Here is a 19,248-nt window from a genome sequence, read left to right as displayed (position 1 = left end):
CACTTCGAAACACGTGCTGTCTCACCCAAGCCATAAGCACAGCGTGGCAGCAGTAAATCCGGTAAGCCCGTATCTCGCGATACGGGCTTTTTTTTGCGGATTTCTTGCGGATTTTTTGCGAAAGGTGGTCTAGCCGGCGTGAAGCGCCGGTTCCTGATGGACCGGACCCGCGGGCGCTACGAACGGGCTTCGAGAGCGACGGCGGGACTCGCAGCAGGTGTGAGCGCGCGGTAGTCGTTCATCCGGTGTTCGTGCCACTGCAGCGAGCGCTCGTCGCGCTCAAGCCGCGCGAACTCTGCCCTGCCCCGCTCCGTCAGCACCGCAATGTCGACCGGGGCATGAAAACCCGGCGCCGGCGCCACCGTGCGCTGTCGAACGGTCTCCATGAGACCCAGCGCGCGAAGATATTCGAAAACACCGGGTCGTCTGGCCCAGGGTACCTGGCGATATTGCGCCCGCCTCAGCGCTTCGAGTACCGCTTCGTTGGAATACGTGGTCATCTCACTTCTTTCTTAAAGTGCAGCCATGACACGACTTGCGCAACGCTTGTCACCGCGCCACTGGTGAGAGGCGAAGCACCGATTCGCCCGATGTTCCGTTTGCCACCGGGTGCTGCCTGTTATATTCAGAACCCCCGTGCGAACGCCGTGCAGACGTTCTATCCCCGTGCCGACGATGCGATCCGTACCGGTGCGATGGCAGGCGCGAAGATTGTCCCGAAAGACATACGTTACCCCATTTAAATTGATTCTATTCACTTTATTGGCGCTTTTTTTTGCAGCTTTCCTGCTATGGCGCCGGCAGCGTTCGACTGTCCTCATTATCGCGCTCGCGCTGTTCTGGCTGCTCTCGTCCGGATGGCTAACAGCACCGCTTCTTGCGTGGGCGCAGCACGGCGCCCACCCGGTTGCACGCGCAACCTTCTCCGGCCGCGCCGCGATCGTCATGCTCGGCAGCGGCACCGAATACGACGCAAACGGCCGCCTCATTCCGAAGCGCGATGCCATCGCCCGCATCGAGAAAACCGCGGCAATCTACGCGGACTGCACGCGCGTCGCGGCGCGCTGCGACGTCATCGTGAGCGGCGGCAATCCACAGCGGCACGAAGCCACCGAAGCCGACACCTATCTGCCCTGGCTCCTTGCACGCGGCGTCGCACGCAATGACGTCGTGCTGGAAAACCGCAGTCTCACGACTTACGAAAACGCAAAGCGCGTCGTGTCTATCCTGCAGCGCGAACATTACGATTCGACGATACTCGTGACATCCGCGCACCAGATGCCCCGCGCGCTACTCGACTTCCACCGTTTCGGCTGTTTCCCGCAGCCCGTTATCTCCAACACGCGCCGCGCGCATGTCGGTGTGCTGCCGCGCTACATCAATCTCGTCAACGCCGACATCGCGCTGCATGAATTGATCGGGATTGCACAATTCCGCGTCTATCACGCGATCGGCTGGTTCTAGGCAGAACGCGGCATGCGAAATGCTGGTCGAATGATCAGACCCATGTAAAGACACCCTGCCGGCCGGCACATGCGGCACGCATCGAGACCTGACCGGTACGTAGATCAAGCATCTGCGCCACTCGTAACCGAATGTAACGAACTGTCAATTCTGTTACCGGCGGTCCGCGATAGCAGACATTGCTCGCTAGAATGCAGTGTCGTTCCGACTGGACAGGCTTTACTTGGGTCCATCAACCACTCTACGGAGGTAGCAATGAAAAAAGCGTCCCTGGCAGTCCTGGTTGCCCTTTCCGCGCTGACAACGGCCGCCTACGCGCAATCCGACAAAGGCGTCACGATGAGCACCGATCCCGCAAAGGCAGCCGACGTCGAACAACGCGCGCAGGATTTGCAGGCGAAGCAGCAAGCCATGGAAAGCGCGCCGAAGCCGGCCAGCCACAAGTCGTCGAAGTCGAAGAAAGCCGCGAAGGCCGAATAACGTCTGCTCCGGCGTCGCGGCGACGGCCTGCCGCATCAAGGAGAAAAAGCCGAAGCCGGCGTCACCGGCTTCGGCTTTTTTATTGCCGGTGCCCGGGTAACGGTATGCTAAAGTCGCGCACCCACCCATCCCAACCCGTGCGCACCCTGGTGCGGAGGACAGAATGAGCAACATCCAGCTGGACATCGAATGGACCGAAGCAGCGTCCCGCAAGATTGAAAAACTGATGCCGCGTGGCAGCCAGGAAGCGTTTCTCGCGTTGCCGCCGGTCGAATGCCTGCCCATGGAAGGCGACGTGCTTTTCCTCGGCCCGGCTGGCAAGCAGCAGCCGTTTATCGTTGCCGAACGTCAGTACCATCACGAAGGCGACGCGGACTGGACGATCATCCTGATCCTCGACGTGCCGCAGGCCACGCACTAACGCACCTGTTCGAGCAAACGCCCGCTCAGCAATCGAGAGCAGACCAGAACGACGACGGCGGCCACATGCCCGCCGTCGGTCCATCCGGGGTTGGCTGATCCGGCATGGGCGTGCAGCCCGATGCCGGAGGCCAGCGCATCACGCGATCTTCGTGACAACGCGAATTTCGAAGTGCTCGACCCATTGCGCCGTGGCTTCCCTGTAGGCCGCGATATGCGCGGACCCTGCGTGCGCGGCGAGCGCAGTCTCGCTTTCCCAGCGCTCGACAAACACGAAGCGGCGGGGCTCCTTCAGGTCGCGATGCAGATCGTATTGCAGCGCGCCCTGCTCCTTGCGCGTCGGCCCGACGATCCCGACCATCGCCTCGCGCAACTGCTCCTCGAAGCCCGGCTTCGCCACCGAAATTGCCACCACTGCTACTTCCGACATATCGCGCTCCGTTGCAGAAAAACAGCAGCATACCTGCCGCGACACGAACGCGCTGACGCACCGGATTCTGTGTTTCGCCGAACACTCATCAGGCGAATGAACTGATAGACTGTTTTCGACCCTTGGTCTCGATGGCCCTTCGCGCGAAATCGCTGGCGTACGCCGCGAGGCATGGGTTACGCAGCCGCGCGCAGGCGAGGCTTTCGCCGGCAGGCATCGCGATCACGCGCGGCCGGCAGCATGCACAGTTATCGTGCTTACTCCAGAACCGGATGTCCACCGTCGACGAACTGACGCTTAGCCGCCTCCTGCCCCGCCTCGTCCGGACCGGCGACGGCTGGACGGCCAACTGGCGCTCAATCACGCTGCACAGCGTGTTCCAGCCGGTGCTGTCGATCACCCATCAACGCATCGTCGGATATGAGGCCCTGTTGCGCGCGACCGATTCGTCGGGCAACCCGGTCACGCCTGATGCACTCTTCTCGCAGGCTCAGGTCCACGCGAACGCGCCGATCCTCGACCGGCTCTCGCGGTGCCTGCATGTCGCGAACTTCGTCGAACAGAAAATCGATTCGTGCTGGCTGTTTCTGAACGCGTTGCCGCAGGTGTTCGAAACGCAGTGGCCGCATCGCGCGTTTATCGACGAGCTGTCCGCCCATTTCGGCCTGCCGCGCGAGCGCATCGTGATCGAATTGCTGGAGCAGCCCGCCGGCGACGAAGAGGCCGTGGCGCGCACGCTGGCGGCCACCCGCCCGCGCGATTTCCTGATCGCGATCGATGATTTCGGCACGGGCTTTTCGAACTTCGACCGCGTGTGGCGGCTGCGTCCGGATATCGTCAAACTGGACCGCTCGCTGATCGCCCGCGCCGGCAAGCGCGAAGGCGATGAATCGCTGATGACGCATCTGATCGCGATGCTGCATCAGGCGGGCACACTCGTGCTCGCCGAAGGCGTCGAAACCGACGACGAGCTGATGATCCTCATGCAGGCCGACGTGGATTTCGTGCAGGGCTACTGGTTCGGCAAGCCGCAGGCGTCCGTGCGCGAAGCCGGTGCCGGCGCGCCGGAACTGATCGATTCGATGTGGCACAAGTACGCCGCGTACGACCGCGCGAATACGCGTCACCAGCAGCTCGGCTTCGAGGCGTACGCCGAAGCGGTGCGCGCGGGCGCACGCGTCTATTCGGCGACGCGGGATCTGGCGCAGGCGGCCGAGCACGTCTTCGCGGTAAGCGAGGCGCGTCGGATCTTCGTGCTCAACGCGCATGGGTTGCAGGAACAGGCGTCGGTAACCGCGAAAGACCTCGGGCCGCCGCCGAAACGCCTCGCGCCGCTCTTTCCCGACACGCATAACAACTGGTCACGGCGCGCGTATTTCCGTCACGCGCTGACAACGCCCGGGCGCGTCGCACTGATGGGTCCGCATTATTCGCTGACAGAGGGCGAGGATTGCTATACCGCTGCGATTACCATCGACAGCGTCGATGGGAGCGGCGGTCCGGATGTGTTCTGTGCGGATTTTCTGCCGGACCGGCCCGACCGGGCGCGGGGCACAAAGCGCTGAGCGCCGAGCGCATATGCAGGCTCGCGCAGGGATTTGCACTACTGCGGGGTTGCGCTCCGGCTCGAAGACGTCTCAATCGTCCACGCGCGAGCGGCCTGCCTTGATTTCGCCGCGCCTTGTTTTTCCATCGAGCCGGCGCAGATTCGATGCGCGCGTCGGACGTGTCGCCACGCGCGCCTTGCGGCTGACGCTCACGCTTTCGATCAGCTGGTCGAGCCGTGCGAGCGCGGCAGCGCGATTCATCTCCTGCGTCCGGTGTTCCTGCGCCTTGATGATCACGACGCCGTCGCGCGTCAGACGATGGTCCGACAGTGCGAGCAGCCGCATCTTGAGCACGTCCGGCAACGACGAGGCCCGCACGTCGAAGCGCAGATGAATCGCGCTCGACACCTTGTTGACGTTCTGGCCGCCCGCGCCCTGCGCGCGAACAGCCGTCAGTTCGATTTCGTTGAGTGGGACGGGGTAACGTAACGTCATGGCTCGGATGGTTTGCGGTCAAACGCGAGGATAGCCTGGGCGGGCGGCGTCGTGCGTTGCGAACCTGTGCCCGGCAGATGACCCGCCGTATGCGCGGCACTTTACGCGCGTCGCAAGCCGGGTGCATCGAATAAAAAAACATTTGCGGGCAACCGGCACCCTCACGATACTTGCGGCACCTTGAGAAGAGACACATCGGCATGAAAATTCGCGCGAGCTTTTTGCTGGAACTGATAGTGAACCTGGCGCTGCCGTGGCTTGCCTATCGCCTCGCCCTGCCGCATTGGGGAGAAACGGGCGGACTCATCGCATCGGCAGTGCCGCCGGTGATCTGGAGCCTCGTCGAGCTCGCCCGTTTTCGACGCGTCGATGCACTCAGCGTGCTGGTTCTGCTTGGCATCGTACTGTCGATCGCGGCAATGGCGGCGGGCGGCAGTCCGCGCATGCTGTTGCTGCGCGAATCGCTGGTGTCGGGCGCCATTGGCGTTGCGTTCCTCGCGTCGCTTCTGATGCCGCGCCCGCTCGTGTTCTATCTCGCACGGGCGACCGTCGCGCGGGAAAAAGCCGACGGCGCCGCGCAGATCGACGCGCTGTGGCGCGCGCGTCCCGCTTTCGCGTCCGCGCTCCGGTTGATGACGGCCGTGTGGGGCGTGGGGCTGACAGTCGAAACCGCCGTGCGTGTCTTCATGGCGATGACGTGGCCCATCGAGCGCTTTCTCGTCGTGTCGCCGTTCGCGAGTTACGGCATCTACGGCGCGCTGCTGCTGTGGACGTTCTGGTACCGCAAAGGCCTCAAAAAACGCGCTTCGGATGCGGGCGGCGCTGCAGGTGATTTTGCTGGATAACGTATTGCCCGGTATCGCCGCAGTTCGCAGGCGGACGTCCGGGATTACGCCGCTCGCGGGAACATCCTGCGAAGTATGCGGCGACGCCCTCCGGCGCGGATTGCGACGCGTCTCGTTACGTGCTCTGCGCCAGCGCCTCCTCGATCCGTGCAGCGAGACCTGAGTCCCGCTGCGTTGGCGCGGCAATCGCCTGCGCCAGCACCGCGCGTGAGCCGATGACTTCCACCCGCTCGCGCGCGCGCGTAATCGCCGTATAAACGAGTTCCCTCGACAGCACGCGGCCGAACGTCGTCGGCAATACGAGCGCGGTGTGCTCGAACTCCGAACCCTGCGACTTGTGGACCGTCAGCGCGAACGCGGTATCGTGCGGCGGCAACGCCGCCGGCGACACAGCGCGCGAACTGCCGTCACCCGTCCAGAAATACACGCGCAGCGCGCCGTCCGCGCCTGGCAGCGCAATGCCGATGTCGCCATTGAAGAGGCCTAACGCGTAGTCATTGCGCGTGACCATCACCGGCCTGCCCGCGAACCAGCCCGCACCAACGGTCAACGGAATACGCGCCATGCAACGCACCTGTGCCGCCATCAACGTGTTGACCTGCTCGACGCCACGAAGTCCCGAACGCGTCGCGCACAGAACCCGGAAACGATTCAGCGCCTCGAAGAGCGGCGCCGGATCTGGCGCGCCTGAAGCGAGCGCCTCCGAAAGCGCTTCGGCATAGGGCGCGAAACCGGCCGAGAGTCGCGCGACAGTACGCTCGTTCAGGGCAGGCGAGGCGTCTTCGTAAAGCGCGGCCGCGCACGGCGTGTCCGGATTGGGGGTCAGCGTATCGAGCACGGCCTGTGGATCGCCGCTCCGGATTGCCAGCGACAGACGACCGATCGCAGAATCGAGACCGAACCGGTAGTTGCGTTCGAGCCAGACAACAGCATCGGCGAGCGGCTCGCTGGTCTGCGAGGGCGAACGGTTCGCGGAATGCCCTTCTTCGTACGACGTCATGCCGGACAGGTCGTCTTCGAAGCGCGACGGCGTCGATCCCGACAACGGCATCGACGCACCCGACGTCGTAGCCGGCAAAGCCGCGGTGAGTTGCGCGACGCCAATGTCGAGCGCGGCCGCGACCCGCGCGATTCCCCCGGCGCTGAACGCCGGACGCGCGCTGAGTTCGGCGAACACGGCGCCTGCCTCGACTGCCGCGAGTTGGTCCTTGTCGCCGAGCATCACGAGGCGCGTCTGCGGCGCGATCGCGTCGAGCAGATGCGCAGCCATCGCAACGTCAATCATCGATGCTTCGTCGATCACGATCACGTCGAACGGCAAAGGATTGTCGCGATGATGTCTGAAGCGGCCGCCCGGCCCGCTGCCTAGCAGACGATGCAGCGTACTGGACGTCTGCGGCAGCCGTGCGGCAATCTCTGGCGGCAGATCGCCGGCGCGGGCCAGCAGCGCTTCCTGCATGCGCTGCGCAGCCTTGCCGGTCGGCGCGGCGAGCGCGACACGCAGATCAGGCGCCGCGTCGAGCAGACACGCCAGCACACCGACGACAGTCGTCGTCTTGCCCGTGCCCGGCCCTCCACTCACGATCGTAAGACGGCCCGACAACGCCATGACAGCCGCGACACGCTGCCAGTCGAGTTCGTCATCGCGCGGCGGACCAAAGTAACGCAGCAGACGCGCACGAAGCGCTTCGGCATCCTGCGCTACGTCTTGCATCGCCGATGCGGACGGCCCGTCGTCGCGCTTCGCATGCGCGACGAGCGCGCGTGCGAGTTGCCGCTCGTGCTCGTAGTAACGGGCGAGAAATACACGGCCCTGCGGGTCGATGACGAGTGGCCGCAACGCCGCCGCTACTTCTGACCCGTCACAGGCGATTCCGCTCGCGGCCAGCGCCGCGCGAACGTCCGCCTCTGGTGTTTCATAACGCGCGGCGAGCACGTCGAGCGGCACGCAGACGTGTCCTTCGGCCGTAGCGCGACTGACGGCAAACGCCGCGCGCTGTGCCCAGCGCACACTCGCCGCGTTGCCGCCGAGCCGGCGTGCGAGCACGCCGAGCCGGCGCGCGAAGCCTTCAGCAAGCGCCGTGCTGAAATCGGCTGGCGTCGGCAGCGTGACCTCGATATCCAGTGGCGGCTGTTCGAATGCGCTCATGCCGCGCCCCCATCCATCAACGCATCCAGAGCAAAGACGAGTTGCGCCGATGGCGTGCGCACATGGACACCCGCGGCGCCGCCCTCACGACGCCACTGCGGCCGCACGCCCCTCACGAAGAGATACAGGTAGCCGCCGATATGCGTCTCGTAGGCATAGTTGCGCACGCGTGTGCGCAGATAGCGATGCAACGCAACCGTATAGAGCAGCGCCTGAAGGTGATACGCGTGACCCGCCATCGCCAAGTCCAGCGAAGCCGCATCGTAGTCATCCGGCGTATCGCCCAGGTGATTCGATTTCCAGTCGACGATCCAGTAGCGCCCGTCGTGCTCGACGATCATGTCGATAAATCCTTTGACAAAGCCACGCAGCGCGCCCGCTTCCAGCGCGACGTCCGGATAGCCGTGCGACACGAGCAGAGCACGCAGCGCAGAAAAATCGAACGCGTGCGCAGGAAACAGAAACTCGAGTTCGTTCAGCCTGCGCTGCGGGTTCAGCGTGGCGAGCGTCATGCCGGGGACGAGTTCGGTCGCGACGATATCGGTCAGCAACGCGTGCATCATCGACGGCATCTGACGCGCCAGGTCGGGCAGCGCAGGTGCGGGGCGCTCACGCAACGCGCGTTCGATCGCATTCGGCCAGCTTGTCGGGTCGGAGAAATCGGCGAGCTCGAACATCAGGTGCAGGCATTCGCCCGCTGCGGCCCCGCGGGGAAAATCGAGGATGTCATCGGCCGCACGTTCCGGGCGCTGCACGATGGCAGGCGCGGCGTTCATGTCCGCCGCAACATCGACAACTTCATCGTGATCGGGACGCGCCTCTTCGGCCGGCACGAACGCCTCTTCAGCGCGTGCGCCCGCCGCCACGAGTCCACTGAAACTGGCAATGCGCCACTGATCGCGCAACATCCGCCGGTTCATACGCGACTGCATGTTCGCGCTGTCGCTCTGCTGGCTTTCGAGCGGCACGCGACGCACCGGCGGCGGCAAGGGTTCGATCGCAACCGGCCCGCCGGAGAGTGCCTGCCAGCGCGCCTGCAATACAGCTTCGTCGGGTGGTTCCGCGAGCCAGCCGTCGAACGTATAACCTTCGCCCGCCACGAGCCAGTTCAGCACGCTGCGGCGCGACTCTTTGGTCGCGCGAGACGCCAGATAGACACCGCCAACCAGATAGCAGCGATACACCGCACGCGTGAGTGCCACGTACACGAGCCGCGCCCGCTCGGCGGCCTGTTCGCGCGCGGCATAACGCTGCGCACGGTCGGCTTCATCGTCATCGCAACCGTAATGCAGCACGGCGGCGCCGTCGTCATCGTGATATTCCCGCGCGTCCGGCAGACCCGACGCAGGTGGCTCGCGCAGCTTGCCGTCACCCAGGAATGGACAGAATACGACCGCGTATTCGAGGCCCTTCGACTTGTGCACCGTGACGATCTGCACGAGATTGCGGTCCGATTCAAGACGCAGTTGCGCCTCTTCACCGCCGCCCTGCGTGCGTTGTGCCGCGAGCCAGCGCAGCGTCGGCGCGATGCCAGGCTGCGTCGCCACGCGCGCCTGCACGAGTTCGGCAAGATGGTTGATATCGGTCAGACGACGCTCGCCATCCACGCCGGCCACGAGCCGCTGGGCGACGCGAAGCTCGCGCATCAGCGTGCGCCACATCACCGCGAAGCCGCGTTCGTGCCAGAGGGTACGGTAGCGCGAAAACCGCTCCACCCAGCTCATCGCATCGGCCGCATGCGCGGGATCGTCCTGCGATAGAGGAGCCTCTACGATCTGCTCGAGACGCCATAACGCCGCGGCGTCGAGCCCGAGCCAGTCCGTGGCGAGCGCGGCCCTTAGCCTGCGCAGATCGCCCGGCGTGTCGACGGCCGCCAGCACGCGCTCGATCTGCTCGGCATCCAGCGTTGTAAATACGGATGCCTGCGCCAGTTCCACACTGCCGACACCCCACGCCGCCAGCGACCGTTTCACGAGACTCCCCTGCCGGTGTGTCTGTACCAGTACGGCGATGCTCGCCGGCGCGAGCGGCGCGTCGCCGATCGATACGGAGCCTTCACGCGCGCCGCGCAACAGACGCACGATTTCCGCCGCGCACGCTTCGCTCGCCTGCCGCTGCGCCTCGCGTTTGGTCAGCGCAGCGTCGCCCTGCGGCAGCATCCACACACGGAAGTCGCCGCCCGTGCCGTACCGGTCGACGAACGGCGGACGTTGCCGCGCGCCCGCGCGCACCGGATGGTAGTCGAGACCCTCCAGCACGAATCCCTGCGGGTTCGCCCCGAAAATCCGGTTGCAGGCCTCGACGATCGGCGACGTCGAACGCTGGTTGACGGCCAGCGTGTAGCGGGCGGACGCAGCGTCGCGCGCGGCCAGATACGTATGCAGATCGGCCGCGCGGAAACTGTAAATCGCCTGCTTCGGATCGCCGACGAGAAAGAGCGGTCCCGACGGCGCAAAAATGCGCTCGAAGATCGCGAACTGCAGCGGGTCCGTGTCCTGAAACTCGTCGATCAACGCTGCCGGATAGCGGGTGCGCAACGCGTCGGCCAGCCACGGATGCGAAGCGAGCGCGCGATACAGGTTCGACAGGAGGTCGTCGAATGACACCACCCGGCGCGTGCGCTTGCGCGCACCCAGCTCGGCCGGCGCGGTGTCGAGCCACGTCTGGACAAGCGTGAGCCAGCGCGCGCGCTGCATGGCCTCCGATGCGACGACCGCAGCGGCAAGCTCTTCAGCAAGCGTGAAAAACGGATGCTCCGGCGCTTCGAACTTGACTTTCGTTGCCTTTTTGAGCGCCGATGCGGTCAGCTTCAGCGCAGCTTTGGGTGGTGCTTCATGAGCATCGTCGCCTGCGAAGTATTCGGTCCACGCAGAGATCGCAGCGCTCACCTGCTCCGGCTTGTGCGTTGTCCTGCTCAGACGCTCCTGCGCTGCGCCCAGCAATGCGACGACCGCCTCGCGCTCCGAGCGCCATAGCGTATGCGCGCTGTCGAAGCATGCCTGCATGGCGTGTGCGCCGGATGCACCGGACTCATCCGCGAGTTCGAGACCGCCCCAGCGCAACTGTGCAAGTGGCTTCTTGAGGCGCCGTGCGAGCTGTTCGTCGAGCGACGCCGGCCCCGCACGTTTTGCCACGAGCCAGGACGCAAACGCGGGATGTCGGGCCGCGAGCGGCTCGACGCGCTGACGCCAGAAATCGGCGGCGAGTTCGAAACGCAACGCGGCATCGTCGGCTTCCATGTCGAACGCGAACGGCATCGCCGCGGCGAACGGCGCTTCCTGCAGCGCGCGCTGACAGAACGCGTGAATCGTGTGAATGGCCGCCTGATCGAACGTGCGCAGCGCGCGACGCACGATCTTCGCGGCGTCACCGAAGTCAATGCCGTTTTCCGGTGCGAGCGTGGTCTCGAAGAGCTGCGCGATAAACGGGTCGCCCCCGTCATCGCCCGTCTCGATTGCGCGGTCCAGTTCGGCGAGCCGTCCGCGAATGCGTTCGTGCAGTTCCGCCGTCGCCGCTTTCGTGAACGTAACGACGAGAATCTGGTCGGCGTTCAGCTTCTTCTCGAGCAGCAACCGCACATATAGCGCGCAAATATTCCACGTCTTGCCGGTTCCCGCCGAAGCCTCGATCTGGTTCACGCCATCGAGCGCACACGCGAAAACGTCCAGCTCTTCCGCCGCGGTGTGCTGTACCCACGATGCGCCGCTCATGATCCGCTCCGCAGATGCTGGACAAGCGGTTTGAAGACGATCGCCGCGAGCGTGCCAAACGGCTCATCGAGCGTCAGCGGCGTACCGCGCAACGCGACCCGCAACGCCGCATCGTCGGATTCGCCGCGCACGCGGTCGTTGATCCACGCGCCCTGCGCGGCCGACTCGCTGTCGCTGATCCTGGCCCACGCGCTCTTCGGAAAGAAGCGCAGCGGCAACATGCGCCCGGCCCGGTAGAGCGCCGCGAGCGGCGCGAGTTCGTCGAGCGGTGACTCGACGGGCGCGAGTTCGAACGTCTCGCCGCTGCCATGCCAGATCGTTCGCCGAGGCCCCGACGGGTACGCCGCGCAGTAGACAAGATGCGCGAGCCACGCCGACAGATAGTCGCGCGCCGAAGGGCGTGCATAGCGGAACATGACCTGGCCGGCCTCTGTGAGCATGTTGAGCGTGCCATGCAGATGGAACGGCGAGTCGAGCGCTGCCTGCCGAAGCGCCACGTCGTGCTCGCCGAACAATTCGATGTTGGCGCTGTCAGGCCATCGCGGGACGATGTCGAGCGCAAACGGCAAACGCTCGACGCCCGCAGCGAGTTCGCTGCGAACGCTCTCTGCGAGATGGCGCAGCGCGCCGAGCTCGCGTGCGCGCCATACGGCGCCCGTCGCACCGCCTGGCAGTTCCGGGCTCGCTTCCGCTACGCGACGTGCGCGCGCCAACGCATCGTCGCTTTCATCCCGTTCGAGCAGCCCCGGCAGCAGCCGGTCAGCCAGCGCGTCGCGCCCTGCGTAGTCGAGTTCGAACGGTTCGACATCGAGCAGTTCGCCCTGCGCATCAGACAGCACGATGCCAAGCCGGTCGCGCAGGATCGCCCGGGCGGGATGACGCCAGAAGTGCATGAAACTGTCGAACGCGACGGGCGCTGCCGCTTCGGCGGGCAACGGTTGCGCGAAGAACGGCGCGGCGGTTGCCTCGCGCGGGGCAGCCAGCAGACCCGCCAGTTCCGCGCGATCTGCGTCATAGGTAAAAAGCCCCCTGCCCGACTCGAAGTAATCCGATGCGAACGGCTGCAAGGGATGTTCGATGACGAACGCACGCCGCGCGAGATCGACTTCCGCCGGCGCTGCATCGGGCCCGGACGAAACGCGCGCAAGGTGATCGAGCAATTCATCGACCAGTGCGGCCGGCGGCAACGGCGCGTTATCGCGAATGCTGCGCCCGGTGTAGGCGATCAGCAGACGGTCACGCGCAGCCAATACGAGGTCGAGGAACAGATTGCGTTCGTCGTCACGGCGCTGGCGGTCTCCAGCCTTGCCGAACGCCGCCATCAGATCGAACTCGTCGGCGCGGGCGAGGCTCGGCAGCACACCGTCATCCATGCCGAGCAGGCACACAATGCGATATGGCAGCCCGCGCAGGCTCGTGAGCGACGAGAACGTCACGCTGCCCCACGGCACACCGCCGCGCGCGGGATCGTCGAGCGCTTCGGCAAATGCGGTGCGCACGACCGCTGCCGGCAACGTCAGATGCCCGGCCCCTGCATGCATCGCGGCACCCATTGCGTCGAGTGCATCGCGCACGTCCGAGAGCGCATCGGCGAACAGCACGCCGCCGTCGAAGCACTGACCGAGCGTTTCGAGCAGCAACTGCGTCCATTCCGCCGGCGAGTGCTCCGTCTCGCATATGCGCGCGAACGCGTCGATATCGTCGACGAAGCGCGCAAGCCGCCCCAGCAGTTCGGCATCCGAGCCGTCAGCACCTTCGACGGGAAGCCAGGCATCGACAGGATCGCCGCCCTCGGGCATCGCGTAGCCAAGAAAGAGACGTGTGAGCGCATCCGAAAACGTGTGGCGCGCGACAGGCACCGCTACATCATCCGGTTCGACCGGCGCGAGCCCGCGACGCGCGCCGGCCGCCGCCAGCCATTCCTGCGCGGCTTCGAGCGCCACCGCATCGATGCCGTAGCGCGCACCGATTGCATCGACGCGCAACCATTCGATCAGCTCCGGTGCCCCGACGCTACGGTCAGGCAGCGCCAGCCAGTCGAGCAGCACGCGCGCAACCGGATTGGCCTGCGATGGCGGCAAGCCCGTGATGCGATACGGAATACGCCGCGTGTCTCCGGGCGGCGCCGTGCCGAACACGGCGTCGATCAGCGGACCGGCAGCGCCGAGGTCGGGAAACGCGACCAGCACGTCCGACGGTTGCAGGTCGTCGAACTCGTCGAACCAGCCAAGCAGACGGTCGTGCAGCACTTCGAGCTGACGCGACAGGCTGTGGCACACGTGGACCTCGATGCCGTGCACGGCGGGCGGTTCGCCATCGGCTTCGTTGTGCAGATCGAGAATCGCGTTCTGTGTACTGGCGAGCCAGCTCGAACCGGGATTCCCGACGAACTGCGACACCTCGCTCGATGCAGCGCTTTCCGTCAGTTCATGCAGCATGTGCAACTGTGCCTGTGTCTGTCTGCCCCACTCCGCGAGCAACGGATGGCCCACTTCCTGGAAGTCGAGTTGACCGGCAGCATCGAGCGATTCGATACGGCCTTCGCTGACGATATCGAACCAGTACTCGCGGCACGGATTCATCACGTAGAGGCGCACATCGATCCAGCGCGACAGTTCGCGCAGCAGCGCGACGTGCAGCGGCGGCATGGTCGGCAGCGCGAACACGCTCACCGACTCCGGCCATTGCGCCCGTGCGACGGCGTCGAGGTCGAGCGAGCGCACCTGATCGAGAAAGCGGTAAGCAGGCGGCGCGGCATCGGCTGGCGACTGCACATCGCCCGCGACTTCCATTGAAAGCGTGCGCCACAGCGCGGCCTGCCAGCGCTCGTCCTCGCGGATGGCCTCACTGCCGCCCGTGAGCCGGGGGCCCTGATCCTGCGCGAATCCTGAAGCCCCCGCGAAAATGGAACCGCCTGCCTGCCATTGCGTCAGCCACTCGGGCCTGTACGTCAGGTAATGATCCAGCACCGTGGCGATCCGCCGTGCGAGTTCGTAGCGCATGGGCGCATCCGCGGCATCGAGATAGCTGCGCAGACGCGGCGACGCATTCCATGCCGCACCATCGCCGTCGCCGGGCGGTTCGCCCAGCAGCCGGTAGCAACGCCATACGAGCCGGTCGGGCGCGAACGGCGAATGAACCGGCACGGGAATCACGCCGTCAATGCGTGCCCATAACCACTGCGCGAGATAGCCGAAGTTGATGTTCGCGCAAACACCATGCCGCTCGGCGATATCGATTTCGAGCTGACGGCGCACTGCGGCACTCGGCACGATGACGGACTGCGCCGCCCACGGATCGGGCGGCGCGGCCAACAGATCGTCGAGCAGCGCTGCTGCGAGCGTCTCGTAACGGTTCGAATAGAAGAGCTGGAGCATGGGACCCGGGAAAGCGGCGTCGCGGCCCTGACAGGACACGGCGACAGACATTGAGGCGACAGCATAACAAAGGCGTCGATCGCGTAGAACCTGGCCGGATGGATGAGGTCAGAGCCCGTACAAAATCAGTTAGACTCGACGCAGCTTGAGTCTGGCCCCCAGGCGTTTTTACGTTTCCCTCAAACCAGCAAAGCCCAGGCAGTCGATGCGTTATTCGGTCGAAATCAAGAAATTTTTGTACAGCCAGTATTTCTATGGCGGACTGCGCATTGCAGTGGGCGTCTCATTGCCGGCCGTGCTTTGCCTCGTCGTGTTTCACAACCGCGAACTGGGGTTTACGATCGCCACCGGCGCACTCGGCGCCTGCGTCGTCGACATGCCGGGCCCGCTCAAGTACAAGCACAACGAGATGCTTGCCTGCACGGTGATCGGGTTTCTCTCCGCGCTTGCCACCGGGCTCGCCACGGTCAACCCGGTGGCGCTCTGGTGCACGGTCGTACCGCTCACGTTCGTGCTTTCGCTGATCGTCGTCTACGGCAACCGCTGGCCGCAGATCAGCTTCGCGACGCTCTTCATGATGATCATGACGCTGGAGGAGCACTTCACGCCCCTGCAGGCACTCGTCAACGCATCGTGGATCCTGCTGGGCGGCCTCTGGTACACATACTGGGCGACGCTGGTGAGCCGCTGGATGATGCATCGCATCGAGCAACAGGCGCTGGCGGAGAGCGTGTTCGCCTGTGCCGATTACCTGCTTGCACGCTCCGATTTCTACGACCTCGACCACGATCTCGACGAGTGCTACCGCAATCTCGTCGCGAGGCAGATTGCTGCGGTCGAGCGCCAGGACGCGGCGCGCGACATCGTGCTGCGCAACCTGCCGAAGCTGAAAAGCGGCCGGATGGACGGCCGGCGCGCTGCCCTGTTCAATCTCTTTATCAATACGGTCGATCTGCATGAGCTGATCGTCGGCGCACACACCGACTATCCGCTGGTACGCAACACGTTCGGCGGCTCCGACCTGCTGATCTTTTATCGCGACCTGATGCGCAAGGTCGCGGCCGATCTTGAAGACATCGGCCTCGCGGCATTACGCAACCGCCCGCCACGGCTGCGCATCAGCATGAAGGCCGAACTGCGGGCCATCGAATACGAAATCGAGCAGTTGCGCAGGCACGAGGTGCAGACGAAAAACCCGGAGGCGTACGCGGCGGTGTCGGCAACCTTCCGGCGCATCTGGAGCGCGACGCGTCTGATCGACCGGATGAGAAAGAGCCTCTCCGATGACGCCGACGTGACGGAAACCGAAGTACGGGTCGACCAGGCGCTGTCGCGTTTCATCTCCAGCCGCCGCGTGCCGTTCCGGCAGATCTTCACGAACCTGACGATGGCGTCGCCGAGTTTCCGGCATGCGCTGCGCGTAACGATCGCGGTTGCTGTCGGCTTCTGGCTGGGCCGTCTGCTGCCGCTCACGAACGCCTACTGGATCGTGATGACCACCGTCATCATCCTGAAACCGGGCTATTCGCTGACCAAGCAACGTAACGGGCAGCGGATCGTCGGCACGATGATCGGCTGTACGGCCAGTATCGCGCTGATGATCTTCGTCAAGGAACCGCACATCCTGCTGGTCGTGATGTTCGCCTCGATGGTGATGAGCTACAGCCTGCTGCTGTTCAACTACACCGCGAGCGTCGTGTTCACGTCGTCGTATGTGCTGCTGATGTTTCATCTGCTCGCACCGGGCAGCCTGCATATCATCGGCGAGCGCGCGATCGATACCGTCGTGGGTTGTGCGATCGCGATTGCCGCGAGTCATCTGTTCCCGTACTGGGAATACCGGCTGATGGGCAAGCTCGTCAACGACATGATTTCGGCGACCCGCCAGTATCTGGAAGCGAGCTGGTGGTGGAGCGGCAAGCCGGCCCCGGCAAGCGCGGGCATTTCCGCGACAGCAGTCACCGAGGCGGGCGCGCGGGCACCGGTCGCGGCACTGGCGGAAGCGTCCGCAGGCGGCGATACGGCTGTGCTCGCGCCATCGGTTGTCGGCAATGCAGCGATCAATCCGGCCGCCGGCGTCGCTACGGCTGTGCCTGGTGTATCACCCAAAGCAGCCACCACGCCTGCTGCCACGTCACCCGCTGCGGTAACCGCTGCCAATGCGCTCGACCGCGACTTCCGTTACCGGCTCGCACGCAAGAACGTGCATGTCGCGTTTGCAAATCTCGGCCAGGCGTTCCAGCGCATGATGCTCGAACCGAAGTCGGCGCAGAAGTTCGTGCCCGAGCTGAATGACCTGCTGGTCCGCAGCCACGTCCTCGCTTCGCAGATTACGGCTGCCGCGCCGCTGTTACGCACGGCCGCGCAGCAAAAGGGCGTCGTTTCGTTGAACTCGCTGCAGCGCGCGCTCACCCTCGTGCGCGACAATCTGAGCGAAGCTGAATTGGGAAGCGCCCCGCCGGCCGATCAGGCCGACATCGCGAAACACATGACCCGCGAACTCGACGCCACAGTGGTGGAAGCAGAACAGTCAGCGGATTATTCGGCAGATGCGGTTCATGACCTGAAGCAGCTCGCGCACCAGTGCAAACAGATGGTCGCGGCAGCCTCGCAGATCCGGCGCGACGCGAGCGTGATCAGACTGCCGGAAGACTGATCGACCGGACCCCGCGTGCCGTGCCGCGTTACTGCGAGGCGCCGGTCGCGCCGTTCGGACCGGTCGACGTCGTGGCCGAGGCGGCCTGGGGCATCGGCGTATTTTGCTCGTCGAACTCGCGCTTTTCCTTGATCGCGTTATAAGCCAGCGTCCCGATCACAATCAGCACGACGACCACGATAAATACAGCGATGCCAAAAGTCGGATTCTTCCTGCGCGGTTCGTTCATGAAAACACCAGAGGGCGGGTTGTGTCGAAGGAAGCGGCATTCTACGCCCGCAGTCCTTGCACTCTGCTTGCAACACGCCTGACGCGACGCAGGCAATACCGCGCAACCACCGCTGCCCTGCATGCAACACAGCGGTGTTTCCCGCCCGTTACGTGATCGCTGTCGCGCGCACCGGCAACGCCGTCGAATACTTGATCTGCTCCATCGCAAAACTGGAGCTGACGTCGTAGAGCGGCACCGCGCGAATCAACAGTTTGTAGACGCGGTCGTAATCATCGATATCGGACGCGACAACGCGCAGCAGGTAGTCCGTCTCCCCGCTCATGCGATAGACCTCCACCACTTCTGGAATGTCCTGCACGGCGCGCGTAAACATCTGCGCCCACTCTTCCGTGTGCTGGTTCGTGCGGATGGCCACGAACACCGTGGTGCCGACGCCCAGCTTGCGCGGGTCGCACAGCGCCACCTGCGCGCGGATCACGCCCGCTTCCTTCAGCCGTTGCACGCGTTTCCAGCACGGCGTTTGCGACAGGTTCACCTGCTGCGCGAGTTCCGCGATCGGCATCGTAGCGTCCGACTGGAGCAGTTCAAGCAGCTTCCGGTCGATAAGGTCCATTCCCATGAGGGCACCCAGGTAGAAAATTATTCTATTTTTACGTTATCAAGGGGAATTATATGAAAACTCTTTCTCCGCGCAAACCGGTATAAATGTCGTTGTCCGAACACCACACAACAACACATTCATTATCGCCATGAGCCACGACGCCAACCTGATGTTTTCCGACCGCGCCGCCCTTAGCCTCGCCGGCGCGGACACCCGGCACCTGCAGGCGCGGGCCAGGCAGGCAACGCAGCCGCTCGCCGCCATCGGCAGGCTGTGCCGCTCGCTCGACGTCGCCCTGGGTGAATCCACCCGCGCTGCCGGCAGCGTCGATCCTTTCCAAGGGGCCAGTTTCGCGCGCGCCGTTCGTGCCGCGCTCGCCGAAGCCATCGCCGACGACACGCTGCTGAACCCCGCGCAGCGGGAAGGTTCGCCCGACTGCTATCGTCGTCATCTGCTCGCCGCCGATCCGCTCGGCCGTTATGCGGTCGCTGCACTCGTGTGGATGCCTGGCCAGATGAGCCCCGTGCACGCCCATCACACGTGGTGCGGCTACGCGGTCATTGAAGGCACGCTGACAGAAACAGTTTTCGAATGGAGCGATGCCGGTCAGTGCGCGACCGAAGTGCGCACCCATCCGCGTGAGCCCGCCGCCGTGTCGTTCACGCGCGCCGGACGAACGGGAATCCACCAGCTTGGCAACCGCAGCAACGTGCGTGCGGTTTCGCTGCACGTGTACGGCGTGCCGGGTGAACAGATCGCCACGCATGTGAACGATCTGCTGCGCGCGGCCGCGACGGCTGAACGCCCAGCTCAACGCGCGCTCGCGTAATGATCACGCAGCC

The 19,248-nt window shown here is 64.7% G+C and carries 15 protein-coding genes; 7 read left to right on the top strand and 8 right to left on the bottom strand.

Annotated elements, in window-relative coordinates:
• Nucleotides 1-176 precede the first annotated feature (176 nt).
• On the bottom strand, nucleotides 177-500 hold the full coding sequence (locus tag LPA36_RS15530) for a hypothetical protein (protein WP_228878143.1): 324 nt from the start codon (nucleotides 498-500) through the stop codon (nucleotides 177-179).
• Nucleotides 501-744: 244 nt separating this feature from the next.
• Here LPA36_RS15530 and LPA36_RS15525 point away from each other — a divergent pair, with 244 nt between their 5' ends.
• The 3 genes from LPA36_RS15525 (at nucleotide 745) to LPA36_RS15515 (ending at nucleotide 2,365) form a co-directional block, all read left to right on the top strand.
• Nucleotides 745-1,464: a YdcF family protein gene (locus LPA36_RS15525; protein ID WP_228878142.1), complete on the top strand. Its 720-nt coding sequence runs from the start codon at nucleotides 745-747 to the stop codon at nucleotides 1,462-1,464.
• Nucleotides 1,465-1,719: 255 nt separating this feature from the next.
• Entirely contained in the window at nucleotides 1,720-1,944 is a 225-nt protein-coding gene (locus LPA36_RS15520; RefSeq protein ID WP_228878140.1) for a hypothetical protein, read from the top strand.
• Nucleotides 1,945-2,107: 163 nt separating this feature from the next.
• On the top strand, nucleotides 2,108-2,365 hold the full coding sequence (locus LPA36_RS15515) for a DNA-binding protein (RefSeq protein ID WP_228878138.1): 258 nt from the start codon (nucleotides 2,108-2,110) through the stop codon (nucleotides 2,363-2,365).
• A gap of 138 nt (nucleotides 2,366-2,503) precedes the next feature.
• On the opposite strand, the gene LPA36_RS15510 is transcribed toward LPA36_RS15515, so the two are convergent.
• Nucleotides 2,504-2,794: a putative quinol monooxygenase gene (locus LPA36_RS15510; protein ID WP_228878136.1), complete on the bottom strand. Its 291-nt coding sequence runs from the start codon at nucleotides 2,792-2,794 to the stop codon at nucleotides 2,504-2,506.
• A gap of 272 nt (nucleotides 2,795-3,066) precedes the next feature.
• Here LPA36_RS15510 and LPA36_RS15505 point away from each other — a divergent pair, with 272 nt between their 5' ends.
• On the top strand, nucleotides 3,067-4,359 hold the full coding sequence (locus tag LPA36_RS15505) for an EAL domain-containing protein (protein ID WP_228878134.1): 1,293 nt from the start codon (nucleotides 3,067-3,069) through the stop codon (nucleotides 4,357-4,359).
• 72 nt (nucleotides 4,360-4,431) lie between these two features.
• Here LPA36_RS15505 and arfB read toward each other — a convergent pair whose 3' ends face one another.
• Entirely contained in the window at nucleotides 4,432-4,836 is a 405-nt protein-coding gene (gene arfB, locus LPA36_RS15500) for an alternative ribosome rescue aminoacyl-tRNA hydrolase ArfB (protein ID WP_228878132.1), read from the bottom strand.
• Between the two features lie 200 nt (nucleotides 4,837-5,036).
• Here arfB and LPA36_RS15495 point away from each other — a divergent pair, with 200 nt between their 5' ends.
• Nucleotides 5,037-5,681: a VC0807 family protein gene (locus LPA36_RS15495; protein WP_228878130.1), complete on the top strand. Its 645-nt coding sequence runs from the start codon at nucleotides 5,037-5,039 to the stop codon at nucleotides 5,679-5,681.
• Nucleotides 5,682-5,796: 115 nt separating this feature from the next.
• Here the strand turns inward: LPA36_RS15495 and recD are convergent, their stop codons facing one another.
• From recD to recC, 3 genes are read right to left on the bottom strand one after another with little or no spacing between them, the layout of a single operon-like run.
• Nucleotides 5,797-7,830: an exodeoxyribonuclease V subunit alpha gene (gene recD, locus LPA36_RS15490; RefSeq protein ID WP_228878128.1), complete on the bottom strand. Its 2,034-nt coding sequence runs from the start codon at nucleotides 7,828-7,830 to the stop codon at nucleotides 5,797-5,799.
• The gene (gene recB, locus LPA36_RS15485; protein ID WP_228878127.1) at nucleotides 7,827-11,540 is read right to left on the bottom strand and encodes an exodeoxyribonuclease V subunit beta; all 3,714 of its coding nucleotides are present in this window, start codon (nucleotides 11,538-11,540) and stop codon (nucleotides 7,827-7,829) included. The genes recD and recB overlap by 4 nt, the downstream gene beginning before the upstream one ends.
• Nucleotides 11,537-14,917, bottom strand: coding sequence for an exodeoxyribonuclease V subunit gamma (gene recC, locus LPA36_RS15480; protein WP_228878124.1), 3,381 nt, complete (start codon nucleotides 14,915-14,917; stop codon nucleotides 11,537-11,539). Before recC ends, recB begins: the two co-directional genes overlap by 4 nt.
• Before the next feature lie 205 nt (nucleotides 14,918-15,122).
• Between recC and LPA36_RS15475 the strand changes: the two genes are divergently transcribed.
• Complete coding sequence (locus tag LPA36_RS15475) at nucleotides 15,123-17,573, top strand: FUSC family protein (protein ID WP_228878121.1); 2,451 nt, start codon at nucleotides 15,123-15,125, stop codon at nucleotides 17,571-17,573.
• 28 nt (nucleotides 17,574-17,601) lie between these two features.
• Here LPA36_RS15475 and LPA36_RS15470 read toward each other — a convergent pair whose 3' ends face one another.
• On the bottom strand, nucleotides 17,602-17,802 hold the full coding sequence (locus LPA36_RS15470; protein ID WP_228878119.1) for a hypothetical protein: 201 nt from the start codon (nucleotides 17,800-17,802) through the stop codon (nucleotides 17,602-17,604).
• A 148-nt stretch (nucleotides 17,803-17,950) separates the two neighbouring features.
• Nucleotides 17,951-18,424 (bottom strand): Lrp/AsnC family transcriptional regulator, encoded by a 474-nt coding sequence (locus LPA36_RS15465; protein ID WP_228878116.1) that lies wholly within the window; start codon nucleotides 18,422-18,424, stop codon nucleotides 17,951-17,953.
• Nucleotides 18,425-18,554: 130 nt separating this feature from the next.
• Between LPA36_RS15465 and LPA36_RS15460 the strand changes: the two genes are divergently transcribed.
• Nucleotides 18,555-19,235, top strand: coding sequence for a cysteine dioxygenase family protein (locus tag LPA36_RS15460; RefSeq protein ID WP_228878113.1), 681 nt, complete (start codon nucleotides 18,555-18,557; stop codon nucleotides 19,233-19,235).
• Nucleotides 19,236-19,248 lie beyond the last annotated feature (13 nt).

The organism is Paraburkholderia saeva, from assembly GCF_907164555.1.
GTDB lineage: Bacteria > Pseudomonadota > Gammaproteobacteria > Burkholderiales > Burkholderiaceae > Paraburkholderia > Paraburkholderia saeva.
The sequence above is the reverse complement of the archived record's forward strand: the minus strand, read 5'-3'. Positions and strand labels throughout refer to the sequence as shown.